Source organism: Roseibium suaedae, assembly GCF_900142725.1.
GTDB lineage: Bacteria > Pseudomonadota > Alphaproteobacteria > Rhizobiales > Stappiaceae > Roseibium > Roseibium suaedae.
In genome coordinates this window covers 372,731-394,256 of record NZ_FRBW01000001.1, presented here as the reverse complement: position 1 = coordinate 394,256, position 21,526 = coordinate 372,731, and the positions used below count along the sequence as shown (strand labels likewise).

Genomic DNA, 21,526 nt, shown 5'->3' with positions numbered 1-21,526 from the left:
GATCTCCGGGCCGGGATCACTCTCAGCCTGAAAAGCGGATCCTGTCCGGGCGTGCAGCCGAATTCCGGTTGAACGTCCCAGGAACTTGGTGTGATAAGGGCGGCTCATGCCTGCCCAGCGCGGGCCGTTTCACTGCGCACCGCTCACAGGAAGGTCCGTGTCCATGGGAGAGCCCGTCTCCACCCGCAAGGCCCTCATTTTCATCTTCGCGACCGTCGCCATCAACTCAATGGGCATCGGCCTGATCATGCCGGTTTTGCCGTCGCTGCTGGTTGAGCTGACAGAGACCACCGTTGGTGAGGCCGCAAAGTGGGGCGGAGCGTTGAGCGTCGTCTACGCCTTGATGCAGTTCCTGTGCGGACCGACGCTCGGCAACCTCTCGGACCGGTATGGGCGCCGACCTGTTCTGCTGATTTCCATGCTGGTTCTGGCCGTGGATTACATGATCATGGCGATGGCCGGGAGTCTGGCCATCCTGTTCATCGGACGGACCCTGTCGGGCGTCGCGGGAGCGAACTTCTCTTCTGCCTCCGCCTATATCGCCGACGTCTCCACAAAGGAGCAGCGGGCACGCAATTTCGGCCTCATCGGCGCGGCCTTTGGGATCGGCTTCATTCTCGGACCTGTTGCTGGCGGGTTCCTTGGAGAATATGGCTCGCGCGCGCCCTTCTTTGCAGCGGCAGCGCTCTCGCTCGCGAATTTTCTGTATGGCTTCTTCTTCCTGCCGGAAACACTGAAGGAAGAGAACCGCCGCCCGTTCGACATCAAACGTGGCAACCCTCTCGGTGCGCTCAAGCAATTGGCAGACTATCCGCCGGTGAGGATCTATCTTCTTGCCCTGCTGCTGTTCGATATTGCCCATTACGTCTATCCGGCGGTCTGGAGCTATTACACGGGCGAAACCTTCGGCTGGGGTCCGGCGGAAATCGGCGGATCTCTTGCCGTCGTCGGCATCGGCTTTGCGTTCGTTCAGGGCTATCTGATCCGGGTGCTGGAACCGAAGCTTGGTCCGATGAAGACGCTGACCTTCGCGCTCGGCGCAAATGTCATTGCCTACGCCGGTCTTGCCGTCATCGATGCGGGCTGGATGGTGTTCCTGTTCCTGCCCTTCGCCTCGCTCGGCGCACTGGCCACCCCGTCCTTTTCCGCCCTCATGGCAAATGCCATTCCGGACAATGCCCAGGGCGAACTGCAGGGCTTCGTGTCCAGCGTTTCCGGCATTGCCATGGTGATCAGCCCCTTCGTGATGACCCAGCTGTTCAGCGCCTTCACCGCCGATGACACACCGATCTACTTCCCGGGCATTCCCTTTGCGCTGGCAGGTGTCCTGATCGTGTTGTCCTACCTCCTGACGCGGGTTGCCCGCTCGAAGGACACGTCCGAAGAGGAAGCCCCTGCGTGACAGCCAGCACCGTTCACCGGATCGAACCTGCAGGAGGCCGCAAGGCCCGCCAGCTTGTTGTGCTGCTTCATGGCTACGGCTCTTGCGGCGCAGACCTCATCGCTCTTGGGCGCGCCTGGTCCGGCGTGTTGCCGGACGCGGTCTTTATCGCACCGGATGCACCAGAGCCCCTTCCCCATGAAAGCCTTGTTGGCCGGCAATGGTTCGCCTTGAGCGAAAGAGACATGCGGGAGATCGAAACAGGCGCTGAGGCTGCCGCCCCCAAACTGCAAGCGCTGATGGATACCGCCCTGAAGCACTACGGCCTGGACAATCGCCAGCTTGCTGTCGTCGGCTTCAGCCAGGGGGCAGCCATGGCGTTCCAGACAACCTTGCGCCGTCACCCGGCACCTGCGGCCCTGCTTGCCTTTTCAGGAATGCTGCCCGGCCCATCGAAGCTGGATGACATCCAGACGGACACGCCGGTCCTGATCGTACATGGGGATGCAGACGATGTGGTGGCGCCGGATTTTTTGACCGCGGCAGAAGCCGCTCTCACACGCGCCGGGGTCACTGTTGACGCCCACATGCTGACCGGCCTGGATCACTCCATCGATGAACGGGTCATGGTGCTTGGCGGGCGCTTTCTCGCCTCAGCCTTTGCCTGATCCTCTCGCATTCTGCAATTGCGACAGCAAAACTTAACAGGATCTTAAGACTTCATCTGGCAGTGTGCAGACGAACCAAAGGATTTGGTTCAGGCGGCAAAGCCGCCGGTTCAGATGAGGCGCAGGATGCAGATTTCCATCGAGACCACCAGGCAGAGTGCAAGTCTGGCGACCTTTTCGTCGGTCGCAAGTGGCGGCACGTCTGCAGCCAAGACCTCTGGCTCCTCCGATGCCAGCGCCTCCTCGGCAACATCCTCCGCTCTGGAATCGGCTTCCAAAAAGGCGGCCGAAGATTCTTCCGTTGTTGCAGCTCTGCAGGCTGCCGTGGAATTCCGCCGTGGCGAAAGCGCTGAAAACAGCGCCCGCAAGGCCATGAAGCAGATGGAAGACTACCAGAAGGCTGCAAACCAGCTGAAGCAGGCCCTTGGCATGGATGTCAGCAGCGAAGACACCGAGGCGGCAACCTCCGCCGCCTTTGAAGCCGCCACCGTCTCCACCACGACCATCGAAGCCAGCATGGGCGGGAACAGCCTGTCCGCTCAGTTTGTCTCCTATGAGCGGGCATCCTACAGCTCGTCCTCGGGACTGTCTGTCCGCTCGGCCAGCGCCTCGTCGATCCAGGCTCTTTTCGGCAACACCAGCGCCAGCTACCAGAGCGCCTCTGTCAGCTCGCTTTATGCGGGCACCGGTCCCCAGCTCGCCGATCTCCTTGAAGGCTACGCCTGAGAGATCCGCATTTCCACGCTTGAGACAGACACCAGCCTCCGCTACACCCCGTTGAGGACATCGATCAGCAAGGGTTAAGCGGACATGGATAATCTGAAGGCGGAGCTGCTGCGCGGACTTTGGTACGTCGCCTGCCCAGGTTCAGACATCAAGCCTGGCGCCATGACCGGCAAGAAGCTGATGGGCGAAATGGTCCTTCTCGGCCGTGACAAGCATGGCAAGGTCTTCGCCCTGCGCGATATCTGCCCGCACCGGGGCATTCCGCTCCGCCATGGCTGGTTCGACGGCGAGCACGTCCAGTGCTGCTATCATGGCTGGAAATTCGGAACGGACGGCACCTGCGTCGACATTCCCTCCACCCATGAATACCAGACCATCGATTATTCCAAGATCACCTGCGGTGCCTATCCCTGCATCGAGCAGCAGGGCCTCGTCTGGGTCTATTTCGCTGAAAACGGCGAAAAGCCCGAAGACGGCCGCCAGCCACAGCCGCCGATGCTGCCAGACTTCGCGGTGGATCAGGGCCCGAGCGTTGAAATCATGCAGCATTTCGTCTGCTCGGTGGACCACGCGGCTCTCGGCCTGATGGACCCGACCCACGCCGCCTTCGTTCACACGTCCTGGTGGTTCAAGAAAAACGGCACGAAACTCCGCCCCAAGGAGAAGCAGTTCGAGGCTGCGGAACTTGGCTGGGCCATGGTCCGCCACAAGATCCCGCCTCAGAACATTGCCTACCGCTACCTGCTCGGCGACAATGTGACGACGGAAATCAGCTACCGCCTGCCGGGTCTGCGGATCGAACACATCAAGGGCGACAAGCATTCCGTCGTCGGCCTTACCACGATTACCCCCGTCACCGAGGACGAGACCGAAGTGCGGCAGATGTTCTGGTCCACCATGGGCTGGGTCAAGCCGCTGAAGCCGCTCGTCCGCCATCTGATGAACGTGTTCCTGGATCAGGACCGGCGGGTGGTTGTTCAGCAGCGCGAAGGGCTTGAGTACAATCCCAAGCTCATGCTCATCAACGACGCTGATACACAGGGCCGCTGGTGGATGCAGCTGAAGCGGGAATGGGCCAATTCCTCCGCAGAAAAGCGCCCCTTCGAAAACCCGGTCAAGGGCCGGGTCCTGCGCTGGATGAGCTGAAAAGGCTCGGGGAATTGCGTGGTTCAGTTTGAGGATTTTCGCCCTTAAGAAGACGAGCTTAAGACAAGCCGTCTGAATACGCTGCGCGCCGATAGACGAGAAATGACCCAGAAAATCACCATCAGATTATATTTTATTCTGAGCTTACTTTCGCATATATGGACACCAAAGTGATCAAGCACTTTTGGACATCTCCATTTGAAAAATTACCGTTTGAGTAAACAAGCATTTTAAGAGGGCGTCTGTTTTCTTTTGGGCTTTCATTAAGTAGCGCAGAACAAACGAATTCATACATCTTATTCGAGTGATAGATGGATAGATTATCAATCCGCTCTATCGCCTGCCCTAGCTCAACAACATTTGAATCTTTGTTCATCATATAAAATAACTGAAAAAGAGGATTGTGCTCCACTACAGAAAGAGGCTCATTAATGACCCAAACATCACCAAACTTAAAATAATCGAGAGAATCTCGAGAATTTTGGCCCATCAATTCAAAGCTGAATTCGCTTTTAAGTGATAAAATCACTTCCTTTGATATTTCATCAGTAGAATTATAAAAATATACCTCGAGTTCCTTGAAATAAGGTTGAGCTCTATCAGACGCGACTAAAGCCTCTTCAATTTTTTCACTCAACAAATCAGCTCGACGATCTTCCGAAGAAAACGCAGACGGAGAGAGGCAAGAAACCAAAAATGCAATCAATAGAAATCTAATCATTTATATCAACTACTTATCAACCTCGTAGATTCACGAATAAAATGTCATTTTACAACGCCTGAACTATATTCCAGACCCTTCCCACAGTGTATTCGGAGCGCCCTGTTTTATGGGACGCTCCGATTTCATTCCTGCCCTCAGGCCTGCTTCAGGTAGGCAGCCAGAATGTCACGGGCTGCGACCAGATCCTTGCTGGAAATCATCTCGGTCACCGTGTGGATGTAGCGGGTGCCGACGACAATGCCGACAGCCTTCGCACCGGCTGCGGCCTGCTGGGCGGCAGCGCCATCCTGACCACCCGAGCGCAGCATGGTGCGCTGGAACGGGATCTTTTCCGCAATGGCCAGGGCTTCCAGTTCCTTCACCAGATCCCGGTCCGCGATGAACGAGCCATCCTTGACGTGCAGGCCAAAGCCTTCGCCCTGAACCGTCGTGCGGTCCTGCTCGGGAACGCCCGGCGTGTCGCAGGCAAGCGTGGTGTCGACCCCGAAGCCGATATCCGGCTTGATCGCATAGGCCGCGGTGCGGGCACCGCGCAGTCCGACCTCTTCCTGACAGGTAAAGGCAACGTGGATCTCGCAGGTGTGCTTGGCCTTGCCGAGCGCACGGATGGCCTCGATGCCCAGCCAGCAGGCGATGCGGTTATCGAGCGCCTTGGAGACAATCTTGCTGCCGACCTCGATCAGTGGCTCATCCATGGTCACCATGTCGCCGATGCGGATCTTCTGCTTGGCGTCCTCGCCGGTCATGCCGAGATCGATGATGAATTCGGCGGGCTCCGGAATCTTCTTGCGTTCTTCGGGAGATGAAATGTGGATCGGGCGGCCGCCCGGGTTCATCACGCCCTTGAAGTCGCCATCATCTGTAGAGACAAGAACACGACGCGAAAACAGGTTGCGCGCATCGAACCCGCCAACCGGCTGAACATAGAGAAAGCCCTTGTCGGTGATATGCGACACCAGAAAGCCGATCTCGTCCATATGACAGAGCAGCATGACCTTCTTGGGATCCGCCCCCTTCTTGGGCGACTTGCGGGCATCACGCTTGCACAGGAGCGACCCCATGGGGTCGACAGTCACTTCGTCAAAAAGGCCTTCGATCTCCTTGAGAATAAGATCACGGACCCGATGCTCGTGACCGGGAACGCCCGGGGTTTCGCAAAGGCGGCGGAGAAGGTCGATATTCATTTTCTGATCCCTGAAGACAGAATTGCAATTCAGGCACCCTACCCCCAAGCCCTTGGTTCTGAAAAGGGCTTGGCCGTTGCCCACAGAAGGAAACACCCGGCCCCTTGCCGGGCAGAAGGCTTGGTCTCAAGCTTGGACCATAAAATCAGCGGGACCGGCGAGGCCGGGAGTTTGCCAAGATGACCCTATCCATCCCCACATTGCGCCTTGCTGCGCGGTTCTCCCTCCGGCCCGCACTGGCGGCTGGGGCTGTGCTTCTGGCCTCACAAGCCTTTGCGGAAGCCCCGCTGCCGCCCTCCAAGCCATCAGTGGCAGAGACTGCCGCAAGCCCGGCGCAAGCGCCCGCCGCTGCGAAGGCGCAAGGGAGCAATCCGCGTCTTGCATCCCTCAAGGACGACGCGCCCGCGAAGGATTATTTCGGGGCCATGAAGACCCCGGCAGCCCTTCAGGCCCGCGCCATCGGATCCTATGCGAAGGGCTGCCTTTCCGGCGGCAACGCACTGCCCGTGAATGGCCCGACCTGGCAGGTCATGCGCCTGTCCCGCAACCGGAACTGGGGGCATCCGGACCTGATCCGGTTTCTTGAAGACCTTGCGGCCGATGCTCCCTCGCAGGGATGGCGGGGACTGCTTGTCGGCGACCTCGCCCAGCCGCGCGGCGGGCCGATGACATCCGGCCATGCCAGCCACCAGATCGGCCTAGACGCGGACATCTGGCTGACCGAAATGCCAAACCGGACCCTGACCCGCGAGGAGCGCGAGAACATTTCGGCCGTCTCCATGCTGAAAGGTCCGATCGATGTGACTGGGGCTGACCGCAGCGTCGACCCGAAGAAATGGTCAGACAGCCGCGCCCGGCTGATCCGCAGCGCGGCAAGCGATCCCCGGGTGGCCCGGATTTTCGTCAACCCGGCGATCAAGCAGGCGCTTTGCAAGTTTGAAACCGGCAAGAACCGGGATTGGCTGCGGAAAGTCCGCCCCTGGTGGGGCCATGACTATCACTTCCATGTCCGCCTCGCCTGCCCTGCCGGCAGCGAGGGCTGCAAGGATCAGGACACACCGCCTCCGGGCGATGGTTGCGGCAAGGAACTGACCTGGTGGCTTTCGGATGAGCCCTGGGTGCCCAAGAAGCCCAGCAAGCCCGAGAAGGTGGTGAAGAAAAAGCCGATGGCCCTGGCAGCCCTGCCCCCGAGCTGCAAGCAGGTCCTGACTGCACAGTAAGGCGCGATCAGGCCGAAGCTGTGGGCTCCGGCAAGCTGGACGCAGGGGCCGGCGCATCGTTCAGCACAAGGGTCGCGAAATGCAGATCCAGCCAGCGGCCGAACTTGGTGCCAATCTGGGGCAAGAGACTTGAAATCTCGAAACCCATCTTGCGGTGGAAGGCGATGGACTTTTCGTTCTCGCCATCCACGGCACCGATCAGCACATGATAGCCCTCGCCCCGGGCGCTGGTGATCAGCCGTTCCAGAAGCGCTCTTCCAACGCCGGATCTCTGTCCATCCGGACAGACGTAGATGGAATGCTCCGCCGTCAGCCGGTAGCCGGACCTTGCCCGGAACGGCCCATAGGTTCCAAACCCGATCACCTTCCCGGCATTGCCTTCGACCGCGACGAACACCGGCAGGCCGGCCTTCTGCCGGTCTTTCAGCCAGGTTTCCCGGTCCTGCAAACTGTCCTGGATTTCGGTCCAGGCGGCCGTCAGATTGCAGACAGCGAAGTTATGGATTTCAAGCAGCGCCGGAACATCCTCAAGGACGGCAGGGCGGATCGTCAAAGCTTGCGTGGTCATGATGTCGTTCCGGGCCTCACAGCCACTAGCGGTCAGCGGGCGGGTTTGTCTTGTCATCGAGCAGCAGCGTCATCAGCACCAGATCCAGCCAGTCACCGAACTTCATGCCGACCTGAGGCAGACGGCCAACAACCTTGAAACCGCATTTTTCATGAAGCGCGACTGAGCCGGTGTTCTCGCCGTCAATGGCGGCCACAAGCACATGATAGCCATCTTGCCGGGCAACCTCGATCAGGCGCTCCAGCAAGGCACGGCCAGCGCCAAGCCCTCGCGCTTCGGGCAAAACATAGACCGAGTGCTCCATGGTCAGGCGGAAGCCTTCCTTTTCCCGGTAAGGTCCAAATGACCCGTAACCAACCACCTGACCGCTTTCATCTTCCGCCACGATGATCGGCAGCCCGGCGGCCTTGCGGGCATCAAACCATGCCCTTCGGCTTTCCAGCGTCTCCTGCCTGTCGGTCCAGATCGCCTTCAAGGTGCGGACCGCATCATTATGGATGTTCAGAAGGGCTGGAACGTCCTCCCCGATTGCGTCTCTCAGATGCATGAAAAGCTCTTTCAAATTAGGTTCACTCATAATATCTCTTAGTTTGCTAAAAGAAATTATGTTTCGCATCAGAAGATCAAATGGATATCGAACAACTTCGCACATTTGACAGGGTTGCGCGCGACGGCAGTTTCACGAAGGCCGCCGCCCGGCTGAACGTGACTCAGGCAACCGTCTCCATGCGCATTCAGGCCCTTGAGAATGACATAGGCGCGCAGTTGTTCAACCGGGGACGGCAGGTCCGCCTCACCGATCAGGGCTTGAGCTTTCTTCCCTATTGCCGCCGCATGCTCGGCGTGCTGCAGGAAGCCCGCGAAACACTGAGACGCGCGGAGCGTGGCCGGGTCGCTGTCGGCTCCCTGTCGACCATGATCATGCCATTGATCAGCGGACCGCTGGTGCGATACCAGAAGCGCCACCCGGATATGGATGTGGTCATCCGCGAAGGCCGTCACAATCAGATCTCCGCCATGCTGCACGAGCGGGATGTGGACCTTGCGGTCATGTGCTGGCCGAACCTTGATCCGCTGCTGACCTCGGCGGAGCCCTTGCTGATTATCCGGGAAGATGCGCCACTGGTTGCGGCCCCCGAGCTTGCAAGAGAATTCGGCCCCAAGCCAACCCTTGCCCGCGTTCTGGAAAAAGCGCCCCGGTTCCTGACCCTGAACTGGTGGCAGATCGCGCCGCACCGCGCCATTTCGGCGGCTCAGGCAGCCGGCTCGCGCGTGGAATTGCCGACGGATCCGGGCCGCAATCTTGCGCTCTCCGGCCATGGCGTCGGCTTCTTCGTCCGCTCGACGGTTTCCGATGCCTTGAGTTCCGGCGAACTCGTCGAGATCGACGTCTCCGACATTGAACCACTTTACCGGGATATTGCCCTGGTGGTGCAGTCACTCACGGCTCTCGACCAGCCGGCACTTCTCGAATTTGCCGGGGAGATTGCCTCGGAAGGCAGAAAACTTGGCAGGGTCCTGCGTGACAGCTTGTCCGGACTGACTCCCACCGTCTGACCCGTCTCAGGTCAGGAAATAGCTGCTGATCGGGCACTTCTAAGTCATAAACCGCAACGCTTGATCATCCGGTTTTTACTGGCGTCAGATCCGGCTCCAAGGCGAACCCTGTAACGGCTTGAGGTATCAAATCCCTCCCGCCCGCCGATGAGCCGACTTCCTATCGGACAACAGCCTGCTGGAACGATGGATAAGTCAGCTCGCTTATGCGCGTGAAGTCACCAAATCCCTTTGCGTTCTGCGCTGCCAGTGGTAAACGAGCGCCATGACGACGCAGAAGATTTCCAACATCCGCAATTTCTCCATCGTGGCTCACATCGACCACGGCAAGTCGACGCTTGCCGACCGGCTGATCCAGATGACGGGAACGCTGACCGACCGCGAAATGACCTCGCAGGTTCTCGACTCGATGGACATCGAGCGCGAGCGCGGCATCACGATCAAGGCGCAGACCGTGCGACTGATCTACAATGCCCAGGATGGACAGCAGTACATCCTGAACCTGATCGACACGCCAGGCCACGTTGACTTCGCCTATGAAGTCTCCCGGTCGCTGGCGGCCTGTGAAGGGTCTCTGCTTGTCGTGGACGCCAGCCAGGGCGTGGAAGCCCAGACGCTGGCCAACGTCTATCAGGCCATCGACAACAACCACGACATCGTGACCGTTCTGAACAAGATCGACCTGCCGGCGGCCGAGCCGGACCGGATCAAGGAACAGATCGAAGACGTCATCGGCATCGACACCGCCGAAGCTTGCATGATTTCGGCCAAAACCGGCATGGGCGTCGACACGGTTCTGGAAGCCATCGTCAAGCAGCTTCCTGCTCCGACCGGTGATCCGAACGGCCCGCTGAAGGCGATGCTGGTCGACAGCTGGTACGACACCTATCTGGGCGTGATGGTTCTCGTCCGCATCATCGACGGCTCCCTCAAGAAGGGCCAGCGTATCAAGATGATGGGCACGGACGTGGTCTATGACGTCGACCGCGTCGGCGTGATGACACCGAAATTCCTGCAGGTCGATGAACTGAAGAGCGGCGAGATCGGCGTTCTGACCGCGTCGATCAAGGAAGTTGCCGACACCCGCGTCGGGGATACGATCACCGATGACCGCAAGCCCTGCGCCGAAGCTCTGCCGGGCTTCAAGCCGGCTCAGCCGGTGGTCTTCTGCGGCCTCTTCCCGGTGGATGCGAACGATTTCGAGGATCTGCGCGCTGCCATGGGCAAGCTGCGCCTCAACGACGCCAGCTTCTCCTTCGAGATGGAAACCTCGGCCGCTCTGGGCTTTGGCTTCCGCTGCGGCTTCCTCGGCCTGCTGCACCTGGAAATCATTCAGGAGCGTCTGTGGCGCGAGTTCAATCTCGACCTGATCGCAACCGCACCGTCCGTGGTCTACGGCATGACCCTGACCGACGGCACTGTGCTGGATCTGCACAACCCGGCCGACATGCCGGACATCGTGAAGGTGGCCGAGATCCGCGAGCCGTGGATCCGTGCGACAATCATGACGCCGGACGAATATCTGGGCGGCATCCTGAAGCTCTGCCAGGAGCGTCGTGGCCTGCAGATCGACCTGAACTACGTCGGCAGCCGCGCCATGGTCACCTATGACTTGCCGCTGAACGAAGTGGTCTTCGACTTCTACGACCGCCTGAAGTCCATCTCCAAGGGCTATGCCTCGTTCGACTATCAGATCTCCGACTACCGCGCGGGCGATCTGGTGAAGATGTCGATCCTGGTCAACGACGAGCCGGTTGATGCTCTGTCCGTTCTCGTGCACCGCAGCCAGGCCGAGCGCCGCGGCCGCGCCATGTGCGAGAAACTGAAAGAGCTGATCCCGCGGCACATGTTCAAGATCCCGATCCAGGCCGCCATCGGCGCCCGCGTGATTGCCCGTGAAACCATCTCCGCCCTTCGCAAGGACGTGACCGCCAAGTGCTACGGCGGTGACGCGACCCGTAAGCGCAAGCTCTTGGAAAAGCAGAAGGCCGGTAAGAAGAAGATGCGCCAGTTCGGCAAGGTGGAGATTCCGCAGGAAGCCTTCATCCAGGCCCTCAAGATGGACGAGTGAGACCTCACTCTCCAGCGCAAACGATTTGCCTTTTTCCGCCGGCCATTGCCGGCGGAACTATTTTCAAGACCCAATAGGAGCACACCATGAGCCTGGAACCCCTGTTGCGGGAGCGCTCCGGCGGCACCTGCGAGCTTTGCGGATCAGCAGAAACCCTCTCCGTTCTGCCGGTCGGCCCGGACAAGCCCGAGGATGCGGACCACGCGATCTTCGTGTGCGAGACCTGCGCCTCTCAGATTTCCGGCAGCGCTGCCCTTGATGGGGCCCACTGGGCCTGCCTGAATGAAAGCGCCTGGAGCCAGGTTCCAGCCGTACAGGTCTCCGCCTGGCGGCTTCTCAAGCGCCAGTCCGGCGAAAGCTGGGCACAGGAGCTGCTCGAGATGATCTATCTCGAGGACGAGGTTCTGGACTGGGCAAAAGCCGGTCAGGCCGCCTCGGCGGGAGACGATGCAATCGTGCACAAGGACACCAACGGCGCAGTGCTTTCGGCAGGAGATACGGTGACCCTGATCAAAGACCTGAAGGTCAAGGGCGCGAATTTCACTGCAAAGCGCGGCACTGCCGTGCGCAACATCTCTCTGGTTCACGACAACGCCACCCAGATCGAGGGCAGGGTCAATGATCAGCGGATCGTGATCCTGACCGAATTCGTCAAGAAGGCCTGATTTCCCGGCCAGAACAGGACAAGGCGGGGTGCCCGAGCGGCAGATCCGCCTGCTCTCTCAGGCTCATCCGGCGAATGGCCGGGTGGGCAAAGGGATCGCAGTTGGCGAGGTCGTGAGGCGTTGTTTCCTCGCCCAGCCATTGCAGAAGATTTTCTATAAGCTTCATCATAGCTAAACCATCGCACAGCAGAACTCCGGAAAAAATCGACTTATTCTGCGATATGGTTTAGTTTTCCTATATGCAAAACCTCAACCGCGTTCATCTGGCTGGCCTGCGGGCCGTGGAAGCCGTCGCCCGTCTCGGCAGCCTGAAAGCGGCGGCCGAAGAGCTTGGCGTCACGCCGGGAGCCGTCAGCCAGCAAGTGCAGAAGACCGAGCTGCAGCTCGGCATGCCTCTGTTCGACCGGCACCCACGCGGCTTGACCCCGACCCGAAACGGCGGGCCCATCCTGCACCAGCTCACCGCCGGAATGACCGCCCTGTCTGCAGCCATCGCCATGACCGGCCGGGGGCGGGAAGATGCGCTGACCGTTTCCGTCGCACCGGTCTTTGCCGGAAAATGGCTGGTCTGGCATTTGCGCGACTTCAACAAGATCTACCCGGACATTCGCGTGCGGGTCGATGCCAGAGTGCATCTGGTTGATCCGGACACCAGCGACGTTGACCTTTGCATCCGCGTCGGCAAAGGACCCTACAAGGGCGTGACGGCAGAAAAGCTGCGCAGCCAGAAGGTCTTTCCCGTGTGCAGCCCCGCGATTGCCGAACAGCTGAAAACCCCCGCAGACCTGGCCAATGTTCCGATCATCAAGGACCCGGGCCAGATGTTCTCATGGAACGAGTGGCTTGCTCCCAATGGACTGGACATGAGCATCCTCGGCAAGGGACCCACATTCTCCGACGGCTCCCTTTGCCTGGATGCTGCCATTGCCGGACAGGGCGTTTTTCTCGCCTGGGAAACCCTCGCCTATCACGCCCTGGAAGTCGGCCAGATTGTCCGTCCCTTTCCTGGCAGCTATCAGACGCCGTTTTCCTATTGGCTTATTTCCGGCAAGCACACGCCAGCGACAGGAGCGATGAAGGTCTTCAGCGCCTGGCTCAAGGAAGAATTGGCCCGGTCCCTCTCGGGTCTCGACTAACCGGCCTGCAAACCGGCGCCGAGTTGCCGCAATCGCACCGAACTTCCTCAATCCGGCCGGAACTTGGGCACACAATCCCAATCACAGATTATCTTTCTGTAATTTGCAGGCAACGCCCCGCCGTCAGATAGTGCCTCCGCGGACGAGAGATCGCCGGTGGTAGAAGAAGGCCACGACGCGACGATCCCGGATCGCCCGCACATTGCAGGGGCAAAAGCCAAGGGCCAGCCCCTTCATCGAAAGGACCGCACTCATGCGTCGTCTGATTGTTCCGGCACTTGCCGCCGCTGTTCTCGCAACGTCTTCCGCAGCCTTCGCAGCACAGACCGCCACCGGCACTGTGAAATCGATTGATGCGAAGCACAAGACGATCACCCTCAGTGATGGCGCGGTCTATCACATGCCGGCCAAGTGGAAGAACCCAGGCCTCAAGCAGGGGGCCAAGGTGGCCGTCACCTTCGACAAGCAGAATGGCGCCAACAATGCATCTCAGGTGAAGATGGAATAATCCCCCAGCCCCTTTCCAGCTCCTGAGACAAGCGAAAACGGCCCTGACCAACGTCGGGGCCGTTTTTCGTTGCAGCCATCAGCCAAATCCGAACTGGCGCAAGTGTGACCGCGATCACGGTCACCGCCTCAGACTGACATAGACTGGCTCTTCATTTGATAGAGGGATTCAGATGTCAGTTTTTCATCGTACGGTTTCAGCTTCACTCATCTGCCTGTCCATGGCGCTGCCGGCCAAGGCCGCAACGGACACCTTCTGCGACCTGGAGGTCAGCCACTGGGAAGTGGCGATCCCCAGTCAGATCGATGGATTCTGGCAGGTAAAGAACGGCGCCGGCACATTGACCATGATGGGCAAGACCATGCCGCTGCCACCGGGGCAACCTTCCGATGGCGCGATTGAGGCCAAGGCCGATGGCTCCATGATGATCAGTTCCCAGGAAATGCAAGGCAGCTTTCCCATCACCTTCGTCAAGACCGGTGACTTGAACTTCGATCTCGATAAGGACACCCCGCTGGAGAGCAAGGATGTGCTGGAAAATCAGGATATCGAGGTTCTGACCGGCTGCAAGCCAAGTGCCTTTCCCCGCCTGCGGGCGACAGGCAGTTATCAGGAAGAAGCCGGCACTGTCGATTTCGAGCTCCACCTGATCGTCATCAGCCCGAAGATCATGTACGGCGTGACCTTTGGAGAGTTCAAGGGTCCGCAGGGGGCAGGCAAAGCCCAGCGTCTCGTGACGTTCAGCCGGTAATCACAAGGGTTTCACACCGCAATTGCCTTTGGGAACTTGTTCTGGGCGCCGGCTGCTGTATGGTGCAGCACCATGACCACCCGGCCCCACTCTTCCCAGCCCCGCAGAAGCGCTTTTATTGCGCATGGTTATCTGCGCCTGCTGCCTGGGCACGGTCCTGCCTGCGGCCGATTTAGTCGCTGAGACCTCACCTTCCGCCGATCCTGACGTGCACCTGCGCAAATCCTTGCGCGGAATGTGGCAAGATCCGGCATATCTGCTAAAAGACCATCGACTTTTTCCGAACGTCCAACGGCGCCCCTCGCCCGAGGACCCATCGTGCAATCCGATCGAGGACCCATGTCCGACCTGACCACTCTCGAAACCGAAATCCTGGCCGCCATTGAGAGCGCAGAAACCGAAGCAGCGCTGGAAGATGTCCGCGTTGCCGCGCTTGGCAAGAAGGGCAGCCTTTCCGAACTGATGAAGACCCTCGGCGGCATGAGCCCCGAAGAGCGCAAGACCATGGGCCCAGCCCTGAACGGCCTGAAGGCCAAGGTCACCGACGCCCTTGCCGCCCGCAAGGAAGTGCTGACTGAAGCCGCTCTTGAGGCCCGTCTGGCCAGCGAAAGCGTCGACGTGACCCTGCCGCTGCGCAGCAGCCCGCTGGAAACCGGCCGCATCCATCCGGTCAGCCAGGTAATCGATGAGCTGACCGCGATCTTCGCCGACATGGGCTTTTCCATCGCCGAAGGTCCGGATATCGAAACGGACGAGCTGAACTTTACCGCGCTGAACTTCCCCGAAGGCCACCCGGCGCGCGAGATGCACGACACGTTCTTCTTCAATCCGAAGGAAAACGGCGAGCGCCTGCTGCTCCGCACGCACACGTCTCCGGTCCAGATCCGCACCATGCGCAATCAGGAGCCGCCGATCCGCGTGATCATTCCGGGCCGCACCTACCGCTGTGACAGCGACCAGACCCACACGCCGATGTTCCATCAGGTCGAAGGCCTGGTGATCGACAAGGGCGCACATTTCGGAAACCTGAAGTGGGTTCTCGAAGAATTCTGCAAGGCGTTCTTTGAAGTTGACAACATCAAGATGCGCTTCCGCCCGTCGTTCTTCCCCTTCACCGAGCCGTCCATGGAAGTGGACGTCCAGTGCGACCGTTCCGGTGGCGAAGTGAAGATCGGCGAAGGCAACGACTGGCTGGAAATCCTCGGCTGCGGCATGGTTCATCCGAACGTGATCCGCAACTGTGGTCTGGATCCGGACGTCTATCAGGGCTTCGCATGGGGCATGGGCATCGACCGCATCGCCATGCTGAAATACGGCATGGCTGACCTTCGCGCGTTCTTCGATGCGGATGTGCGCTGGATCCAGCACTATGGCTTCCGTCCCCTTGACCTGCCGACCCTGTTCGGCGGCCTGTCGAGCTAATCCGTCCGTTTCGTTTCGTTGAGAAGGCACCGGTTCCACATGACCCTGATCAGCCGCCTTTTTGCCTGCCTTGCCGCTGTTGTCCTCTGCCTGAGCCTGGCGCTTCCCGCCAGCGCCCAATCACAGGACAGCTCACAGGTCAACACTCCGGCCAAGACCTCTTCGGATCGCGTCTCGACCCCGACCTCCTTCCTGGAGGCCTGCGCCGAGAAGATCGAGAGCCGCGGCCGTCTGCGCTTCTGCGACACCTACTTTCAGGAGAAGCTGGGACCGCAGGCTGATGCGCTGCTGTATCTGAGAGACCGGATCACCGGCCTGCGGGCAACCCACGAAGCGGCTGCAACGGAGAAGTACAACAGCTTCCTCTCTGCAGTGGCGATCGTGGCGTTCCTGACCATTGTCTCGATCGTGCTGGTGGCCAGCGAAAAGCGCATCCAGGGCATCGGCAAATGGGCGAGCCTGGCTTCGTCTGCCGCCCTTCTGGTCGTGGTCGTGATGATGTCGCTCGGCTGGCTGGGCAAGTACCGGGCGGAATATGCGTCCCAGGTGGAGCTTGGGATGCTGCGCGACCGGATCGAGGCTGAATCGGCACAGGTCATCGCGACCGGCAAGAGCATCACCCCGGAGATGGTCACCGAGTGGACCCGCGAGCTGGGCAACATTGGCGAGCGCTTTGCGAACAACTACGGCGCGGCGTCTCCGCTGCCCGAGTTCAGCCGCTTCAAGGCCGATTGACCAGCCTTCTTCGCAGATACGAGATTTTCCGGCCTGAGGGCCGTTGACCCGAGATAAAGAGCAAACCGATGAAATTCACACTGTCCTGGTTGAAGGAACACCTTGAGACCGACGCAACCCTGGAGCAGATCGCCGAAAAGCTGACGATGATCGGCCTGGAAGTTGAGGATGTCTCCGATCCGGCAGCCCGTCTCGCGCCGTTCAAGATCGCCCGCGTGATCGAAGCCGTTCAGCACCCGAACGCCGATCGTCTGCGCGTCCTGAAGGTCGACACTGGCGAAGGCGATCCGATCCAGGTCGTTTGCGGCGCTCCGAATGCCCGCACCGGTCTGGTGGGCGTGCTCGGCAAGCCGGGCGACTACGTCCCCGGCCTGGATGTCACCCTCTCCGTCGGCAAGATCCGCGATGTCGAGAGCTTCGGCATGATGTGCTCCGAGCGCGAGCTCGAGCTTTCCGACGAGCACAACGGCATCATCGACCTGCCGGAAGATGCACCGGTCGGCATGAGCTATGCCCAGTGGCTGGGTCTTGATGATCCGGTTATCGAAATCGGCCTGACTCCGAACCGCCCGGACTGCACCGGCGTCTATGGCATCGCCCGCGATCTGGCAGCTGCCGGCCTCGGCAAGCTGAAGGAACGCAAGGCTGAACCGGTCCGTGGCAGCTTCCCCTGCCCGACCAAGGTCGAGTTCGCTTTCGGCGACACACACCCCCTGTGCAAGGCCTTCGGCCTGCGCCTCGTCAAGGGCGTCAAGAACGGCCCGTCGCCGAAGTGGATGCAGGACCGCCTGCGCGCCATCGGCCTACGCCCGATCAACACGCTGGTCGACATCACCAACTACATGACCTTCGACCAAGGCCGTCCGCTGCACGTCTTCGACGCTGCCAAGGTTGCCGGAAACCTGATTGTCCGCCGCGCGGTTGAGGGTGAAAGCATCGAAGGCCTGAATGGCAAGACCTACCAGCTCGATCCCAGCATCTGCGTGATCTCCGACAACAACGGCATCGAAAGCCTCGGCGGCATTCTCGGCGGCGAGCACTCCGGCTGCACCGAGACGACCACCGATGTCCTGATCGAATCCGCTCTGTGGGACGAAAACGGTATCGCCGCGACCGGCCGCAAGCTGGGCGTCAACACCGATGCCCGCTACCGCTTCGAGCGCGGCGTCGATCCGGACTTCATGCAGCCTGGCCTTGAAATGGCGACCCGGCTGGTCCTGGACCTGTGCGGCGGCGAGGCTTCCGAGCTGGAAGTGACCGGCAAGGTGCCGGATGCAACCAAGATCATCGACTTCCCCTATGCGGAAGTGAAGCGCCTGTCCGGCATCGACGTCTCTGTGGCCGAGATCAACGTCACGCTGAAGGCCCTCGGCTTCTGGCTGTCCGGCTCCGGCGATGTGGTCAAGGTGGCTGCTCCGAGCTGGCGCCCGGACATTGAAGGCAAGGCCGACCTGGTCGAGGAAGTGGTCCGCATCATCGGTCTCGACCGTGTTGTCTCTACGCCGCTTCCGCGCACCAGCTCTATCAGCGGCAAGGTTCTGACCCTTGGCCAGATCCGCCGCAACCGGGCCCGTCGGTCTCTGGCGTCCCGCGGACTGAACGAGGCAATCACCTGGTCCTTCATCGCCAAGGCAACGGCGGAAGCCTTCGGCGGTGGCAAGCCGGAACTCGCGCTTGCCAACCCGATTTCCGCAGACCTTTCGGACATGCGCCCGAGCCTGCTGCCGGGTCTCCTGGCCGCAGCACAGCGCAATGCGGACCGGGGTTATCCGGACGTTGCTCTCTTCGAGATCGGCCAGATCTTCGCAGGCGACGCACCTGAAGATCAGTCCATGGCCGCAGCCGGCATCCGTCGGGGCACTGCCAAGCTCCAGGGCGCTGCCCGCCACTGGTCCGGTTCGTCCGCGTCCGTGGATGTGTTCGATGCCAAGGCAGATGCGGAAGCCGTTCTTGCCGCCATCGGCGCGCCTGTCGACAAGCTGCAGGTCTTCCGGGACGCTCCGGACTATTTCCATCCGGGCCGCTCCGGTGCCCTGAAGCTCGGCCCGAAGAACACGCTCGCCGTGTTCGGTGAGATCCATCCGCGCACCCTGGCTCTTCTGGATATCGAAGGCCCGGTTGTCGCGTTCGAGATCTTCCCGGACAACCTGCCCCAGCCGAAGGGCAAGGCGACCCGCTCCAAGGGCGCTCTGGACACGTCCGGTCTGATGCCGGTCCGCCGTGACTTTGCCTTCGTGGTGAAGAAGGACGTTTCTGCAGAAACCCTGCTCAAGGCCGCCCGCGGTGCGGACAAGGCCCTGATCACGGATGTGAACCTCTTCGACATCTATGAAGGCAAGGGCGTTGCAGAGGACAGCAAGTCGATTGCCATCGACGTCACCCTGCAGCCGCGCCAGAAGACCCTGACTGACGAGGAAATCGATGCGGTCGCAAAGAAGGTGATCGCCACCGTCGAAAAGGCAACCGGCGGCACCCTGCGCAGCTAAGCGCTACGATACGACACGCCCCTTCCCGCTCTGGCGGGAAGGGATCTCTCCTGAGGTCCGAATCTGCTAGTCAGAGGTCACTGGGACCTTCAGGGAGAGCGGCATGCAGAATGATCTGGACTGGAGCGACGGGACACTTGCCGATCCCTACCGCGCGTCAGAAGACGACCGCAAAGCCGCCCTGCGAAGCCTGATCCGGCACTCTCCCGTTCTGTTCGATATTCTGACGGCCCTGCGCGACCTGGCGCTGCCCGACGCCTGGCTTGTCTCCGGCGGGCTCTATCAAAACCTCTGGAACCACCTGACCGGCCGGCCCTTCGGCTACGGCATCAAGGACTATGACGTCATCTATTTCGACGGCACAGACCTGAGCTATGAGCGCGAAGATGCGGTGATCCGCAAGGTGCAGCAGCGGCTGAGCCATGTGGAAGCCGAGATCGAAGTGCGCAACCAAGCCCGCGTGCACCTCTGGTACAAGCAGCGCTTTGGTGTCGATTATGCGCCGCTGACCTGCGCGCTCGAATCTCTTTGCAGCTATGCCTCACGAACCCACTCGGTCGCCGCCCGGCTTGGGCGCAATGATGAAATCGAGATCGTCGCACCGTTCGGACTGACCGCCCTCTTCGCGCTTCGGATTGTCCCGAATTATGTGGTCCCGAACCGGAAGACCTATGAGGAAAAGGGAGCGAGAATGCTGGCGCTCTGGCCGGAGCTGACAATCGAACCATGGAATGAAACCGCCGGTTAGGAAATCACTGTCACCGGAATTAGTCCCCGGACGGAATTGCCGACAAAGACCTTGGCCCCACCGAGATCTTCACGCCGGAGATCCGCTTCCACTGCGATCCCCTGCTCCAGAAGCCCTGCCCGGAAGGTGCCCGGCAGGAGACCATGACGCAGGCCGGGCGTCAGCAGACGGCCATTCTGCGCAACAAACAAACTCGTAAAGCTGCCCTCGGTCAGATAGCCCGCCTCGTTTACGAAGAGAACCTCATCACATCCGGATTCCGCGGCCATCTGCTGCCGGGTGTCATCATAGAAGGCCCGGTTCGTGGTCTTGTGATAGAGAAAGACATCATCGCTGCGGGTGCGCTGAGAGGCAATCCGCACGTGCCAGACCGTGTTGTCACTGGCAGACACGAGGGGAGCGGCCGAGATGCTGACCCCACCATCCTTACCGAGAAGAACACGTATCCGCTGCGGGCCGGACCAGCCCTCCGCCCGTCGTGTCAGCTCCGCGCAAAGTCTTTCCCGGTCGAAGTCATAGGCGAAATACCGTGCTGAAGACGCGAGCCGCGCCAGATGCCGCTCCAGCAGAACGAAGCCCTCATTGGGCATCCAGGCGAGGGTTTCCAGGAGCTCAAAGGATTTAGTTTCCCGGCTAATAAAACTCAATTTGAGTTTGCATTCGTCGTACTCCGGACCTGCTCCGCTATCGAAAACGACGCCTGACCCGGTGCCGGCAATGCACCTGCCGTCCTTGCGAAGGTCCAGCGTCCGGATCGCCACGTTGAACGCAAAATCGCCAGAAGGCTCGATGTGACCGATGGAGCCTGTATAGATCCCCCGCGGGCTGGTTTCGAGACGATCCGCGATCAGCATGGCGCTCAGCTTCGGAGCACCGGTGATCGAGCCGCAGGGGAACAGATTTTCGATGATACGGGAGAACTCCACGTCCTCCTCCAGCTCGGCCTCGATGGTCGACGTCATCTGGAAAAGGCTCTGGTAGCGCTCCACATCGCAGAGCTTCGTCACCTGAACGCTTCCGGGAACAGAAATGCGTGACAGGTCATTGCGCATCAGGTCCACGATCATCGTGTTCTCGGCGCGCTGTTTCGGATCGCTCGCCAGGTCGCAGGCAATGCGCTGGTCACCGTCTTCATCCAGCCCCCGGGGCGCAGTCCCCTTCATGGGCCGCGTGCGCAGGATCTTGCCTTCCCGCTCCAGAAATAGCTCCGGGGACAGGGACAACACCGCCCGGTCCTCAAGATGCAGATAAGCGGCGTGGGCAACAGGCTGGTTGCGCATCAGCCGCAGAAAGAGAGCCTCGGGCGAACCTTCGTGACGAAGGCTGGCGCGGATAGTCAGATTGACCTGGAAAATGTCCCCCTTGGCCAGGTGATCCCGCACCTTCGCGAAGGCATCGCCATATTGGTCCGAAGTCATGTCGAATTCGGGCGGCCCGAGACTGGACGTCTTGTTCCCTGCAGCAGCAGCCAGCAGGTCTTCCGCGTCACTCAGGCTCAATGTCTCCGGCGCATCGTAGACACCGAACCAGCCGAGCAGATCGCCAGTCCGCTGCCAGCGCTCGCGCAGCTTCGGCTCGAAGGCGTAACCCAGCTCATAGGCAAGAAATCCCGCAACATGGGCACCTTGTGCCCTTGCGGTCTCCACCTCTCTCAGAAAGTCCGGAACCTCGCGAAGCTCGCGGCAGACAATCTCCCGGCTCGCGCTGCGAAACAGCAATGCGCGCTTCTTCTGCAGCATGTCGAGCAGAAACACGGTACCGGCAGGAAGCGGAGAATTCGGCAAGGTCGGAAACTCGTGCAAGGGTCAAGGGCTTACAGCACCCGCAGGC

General features: G+C 60.3%; 20 protein-coding genes. 15 read left to right on the top strand and 5 right to left on the bottom strand.

Annotation, left to right across the window (positions count from 1 at the left end):
• Nucleotides 1-163 precede the first annotated feature (163 nt).
• The 4 genes from BUA94_RS01800 to BUA94_RS01785 all read left to right on the top strand — a co-directional run bounded on the left by BUA94_RS01800 (nucleotide 164) and on the right by BUA94_RS01785 (nucleotide 3,921).
• A complete protein-coding gene (locus tag BUA94_RS01800; protein ID WP_073008046.1) occupies nucleotides 164-1,402 on the top strand; it encodes a TCR/Tet family MFS transporter in 1,239 nt (412 codons plus the stop codon).
• Entirely contained in the window at nucleotides 1,399-2,049 is a 651-nt protein-coding gene (locus BUA94_RS01795; RefSeq protein WP_073008044.1) for an alpha/beta hydrolase, read from the top strand. Before BUA94_RS01800 ends, BUA94_RS01795 begins: the two co-directional genes overlap by 4 nt.
• A 126-nt stretch (nucleotides 2,050-2,175) precedes the next feature.
• Nucleotides 2,176-2,775, top strand: a complete 600-nt coding sequence (locus tag BUA94_RS01790; RefSeq protein ID WP_073010682.1) for a hypothetical protein — start codon at nucleotides 2,176-2,178, stop codon at nucleotides 2,773-2,775.
• Nucleotides 2,776-2,859: 84 nt separating this feature from the next.
• Nucleotides 2,860-3,921 (top strand): aromatic ring-hydroxylating oxygenase subunit alpha, encoded by a 1,062-nt coding sequence (locus tag BUA94_RS01785; RefSeq protein ID WP_073008041.1) that lies wholly within the window; start codon nucleotides 2,860-2,862, stop codon nucleotides 3,919-3,921.
• A 133-nt stretch (nucleotides 3,922-4,054) separates the two neighbouring features.
• Here the strand turns inward: BUA94_RS01785 and BUA94_RS01780 are convergent, their stop codons facing one another.
• Both BUA94_RS01780 and BUA94_RS01775 read right to left on the bottom strand, forming a co-directional pair.
• Nucleotides 4,055-4,558, bottom strand: coding sequence for a hypothetical protein (locus tag BUA94_RS01780; protein WP_175557976.1), 504 nt, complete (start codon nucleotides 4,556-4,558; stop codon nucleotides 4,055-4,057).
• Between the two features lie 221 nt (nucleotides 4,559-4,779).
• On the bottom strand, nucleotides 4,780-5,829 hold the full coding sequence (locus BUA94_RS01775; RefSeq protein ID WP_073008035.1) for a M42 family metallopeptidase: 1,050 nt from the start codon (nucleotides 5,827-5,829) through the stop codon (nucleotides 4,780-4,782).
• Nucleotides 5,830-6,008: 179 nt separating this feature from the next.
• Here BUA94_RS01775 and mepA point away from each other — a divergent pair, with 179 nt between their 5' ends.
• Nucleotides 6,009-7,049, top strand: coding sequence for a penicillin-insensitive murein endopeptidase (gene mepA, locus BUA94_RS01770; protein WP_073008032.1), 1,041 nt, complete (start codon nucleotides 6,009-6,011; stop codon nucleotides 7,047-7,049).
• Nucleotides 7,050-7,056: 7 nt separating this feature from the next.
• Here the strand turns inward: mepA and BUA94_RS01765 are convergent, their stop codons facing one another.
• Nucleotides 7,057-7,617: a GNAT family N-acetyltransferase gene (locus tag BUA94_RS01765; RefSeq protein WP_139250983.1), complete on the bottom strand. Its 561-nt coding sequence runs from the start codon at nucleotides 7,615-7,617 to the stop codon at nucleotides 7,057-7,059.
• Between the two features lie 25 nt (nucleotides 7,618-7,642).
• Nucleotides 7,643-8,164, bottom strand: coding sequence for a GNAT family N-acetyltransferase (locus BUA94_RS01760; protein WP_073008029.1), 522 nt, complete (start codon nucleotides 8,162-8,164; stop codon nucleotides 7,643-7,645).
• 80 nt (nucleotides 8,165-8,244) lie between these two features.
• On the opposite strand from BUA94_RS01760, the gene BUA94_RS01755 reads away from it, so the two are divergent.
• From BUA94_RS01755 to BUA94_RS01705, 10 genes are all read left to right on the top strand, one after another.
• A complete protein-coding gene (locus BUA94_RS01755; RefSeq protein ID WP_073008026.1) occupies nucleotides 8,245-9,174 on the top strand; it encodes a LysR family transcriptional regulator in 930 nt (309 codons plus the stop codon).
• A gap of 265 nt (nucleotides 9,175-9,439) precedes the next feature.
• Nucleotides 9,440-11,245, top strand: coding sequence for a translation elongation factor 4 (gene lepA / locus BUA94_RS01750; protein WP_073008023.1), 1,806 nt, complete (start codon nucleotides 9,440-9,442; stop codon nucleotides 11,243-11,245).
• Nucleotides 11,246-11,331: 86 nt separating this feature from the next.
• The gene (locus BUA94_RS01745; protein ID WP_073008020.1) at nucleotides 11,332-11,910 is read left to right on the top strand and encodes a PhnA domain-containing protein; all 579 of its coding nucleotides are present in this window, start codon (nucleotides 11,332-11,334) and stop codon (nucleotides 11,908-11,910) included.
• Nucleotides 11,911-12,149: 239 nt separating this feature from the next.
• A complete protein-coding gene (locus BUA94_RS01735) occupies nucleotides 12,150-13,046 on the top strand; it encodes a LysR substrate-binding domain-containing protein (RefSeq protein ID WP_073008014.1) in 897 nt (298 codons plus the stop codon).
• A gap of 253 nt (nucleotides 13,047-13,299) precedes the next feature.
• Nucleotides 13,300-13,554 carry a DUF1344 domain-containing protein gene (locus BUA94_RS01730; RefSeq protein ID WP_073008011.1) on the top strand — a complete coding sequence of 85 codons (255 nt, stop codon included), beginning with the start codon at nucleotides 13,300-13,302 and terminating at the stop codon, nucleotides 13,552-13,554.
• Between the two features lie 172 nt (nucleotides 13,555-13,726).
• Complete coding sequence (locus BUA94_RS01725; RefSeq protein ID WP_073008007.1) at nucleotides 13,727-14,305, top strand: hypothetical protein; 579 nt, start codon at nucleotides 13,727-13,729, stop codon at nucleotides 14,303-14,305.
• Between the two features lie 339 nt (nucleotides 14,306-14,644).
• Nucleotides 14,645-15,727, top strand: coding sequence for a phenylalanine--tRNA ligase subunit alpha (gene pheS, locus BUA94_RS01720; RefSeq protein ID WP_073008004.1), 1,083 nt, complete (start codon nucleotides 14,645-14,647; stop codon nucleotides 15,725-15,727).
• Nucleotides 15,728-15,766: 39 nt separating this feature from the next.
• On the top strand, nucleotides 15,767-16,462 hold the full coding sequence (locus BUA94_RS01715) for a phenylalanyl-tRNA synthetase subunit alpha (protein WP_073008001.1): 696 nt from the start codon (nucleotides 15,767-15,769) through the stop codon (nucleotides 16,460-16,462).
• Nucleotides 16,463-16,530: 68 nt separating this feature from the next.
• A complete protein-coding gene (gene pheT, locus BUA94_RS01710; RefSeq protein ID WP_073007997.1) occupies nucleotides 16,531-18,948 on the top strand; it encodes a phenylalanine--tRNA ligase subunit beta in 2,418 nt (805 codons plus the stop codon).
• 103 nt (nucleotides 18,949-19,051) lie between these two features.
• Nucleotides 19,052-19,696, top strand: a complete 645-nt coding sequence (locus BUA94_RS01705; RefSeq protein WP_073007993.1) for a nucleotidyltransferase family protein — start codon at nucleotides 19,052-19,054, stop codon at nucleotides 19,694-19,696.
• On the opposite strand, the gene pabB is transcribed toward BUA94_RS01705, so the two are convergent.
• Nucleotides 19,693-21,480: an aminodeoxychorismate synthase component I gene (pabB, locus tag BUA94_RS01700; protein ID WP_208979941.1), complete on the bottom strand. Its 1,788-nt coding sequence runs from the start codon at nucleotides 21,478-21,480 to the stop codon at nucleotides 19,693-19,695. The genes BUA94_RS01705 and pabB overlap by 4 nt on opposite strands.
• Between the last annotated feature and the right edge of the window lie 46 nt (nucleotides 21,481-21,526).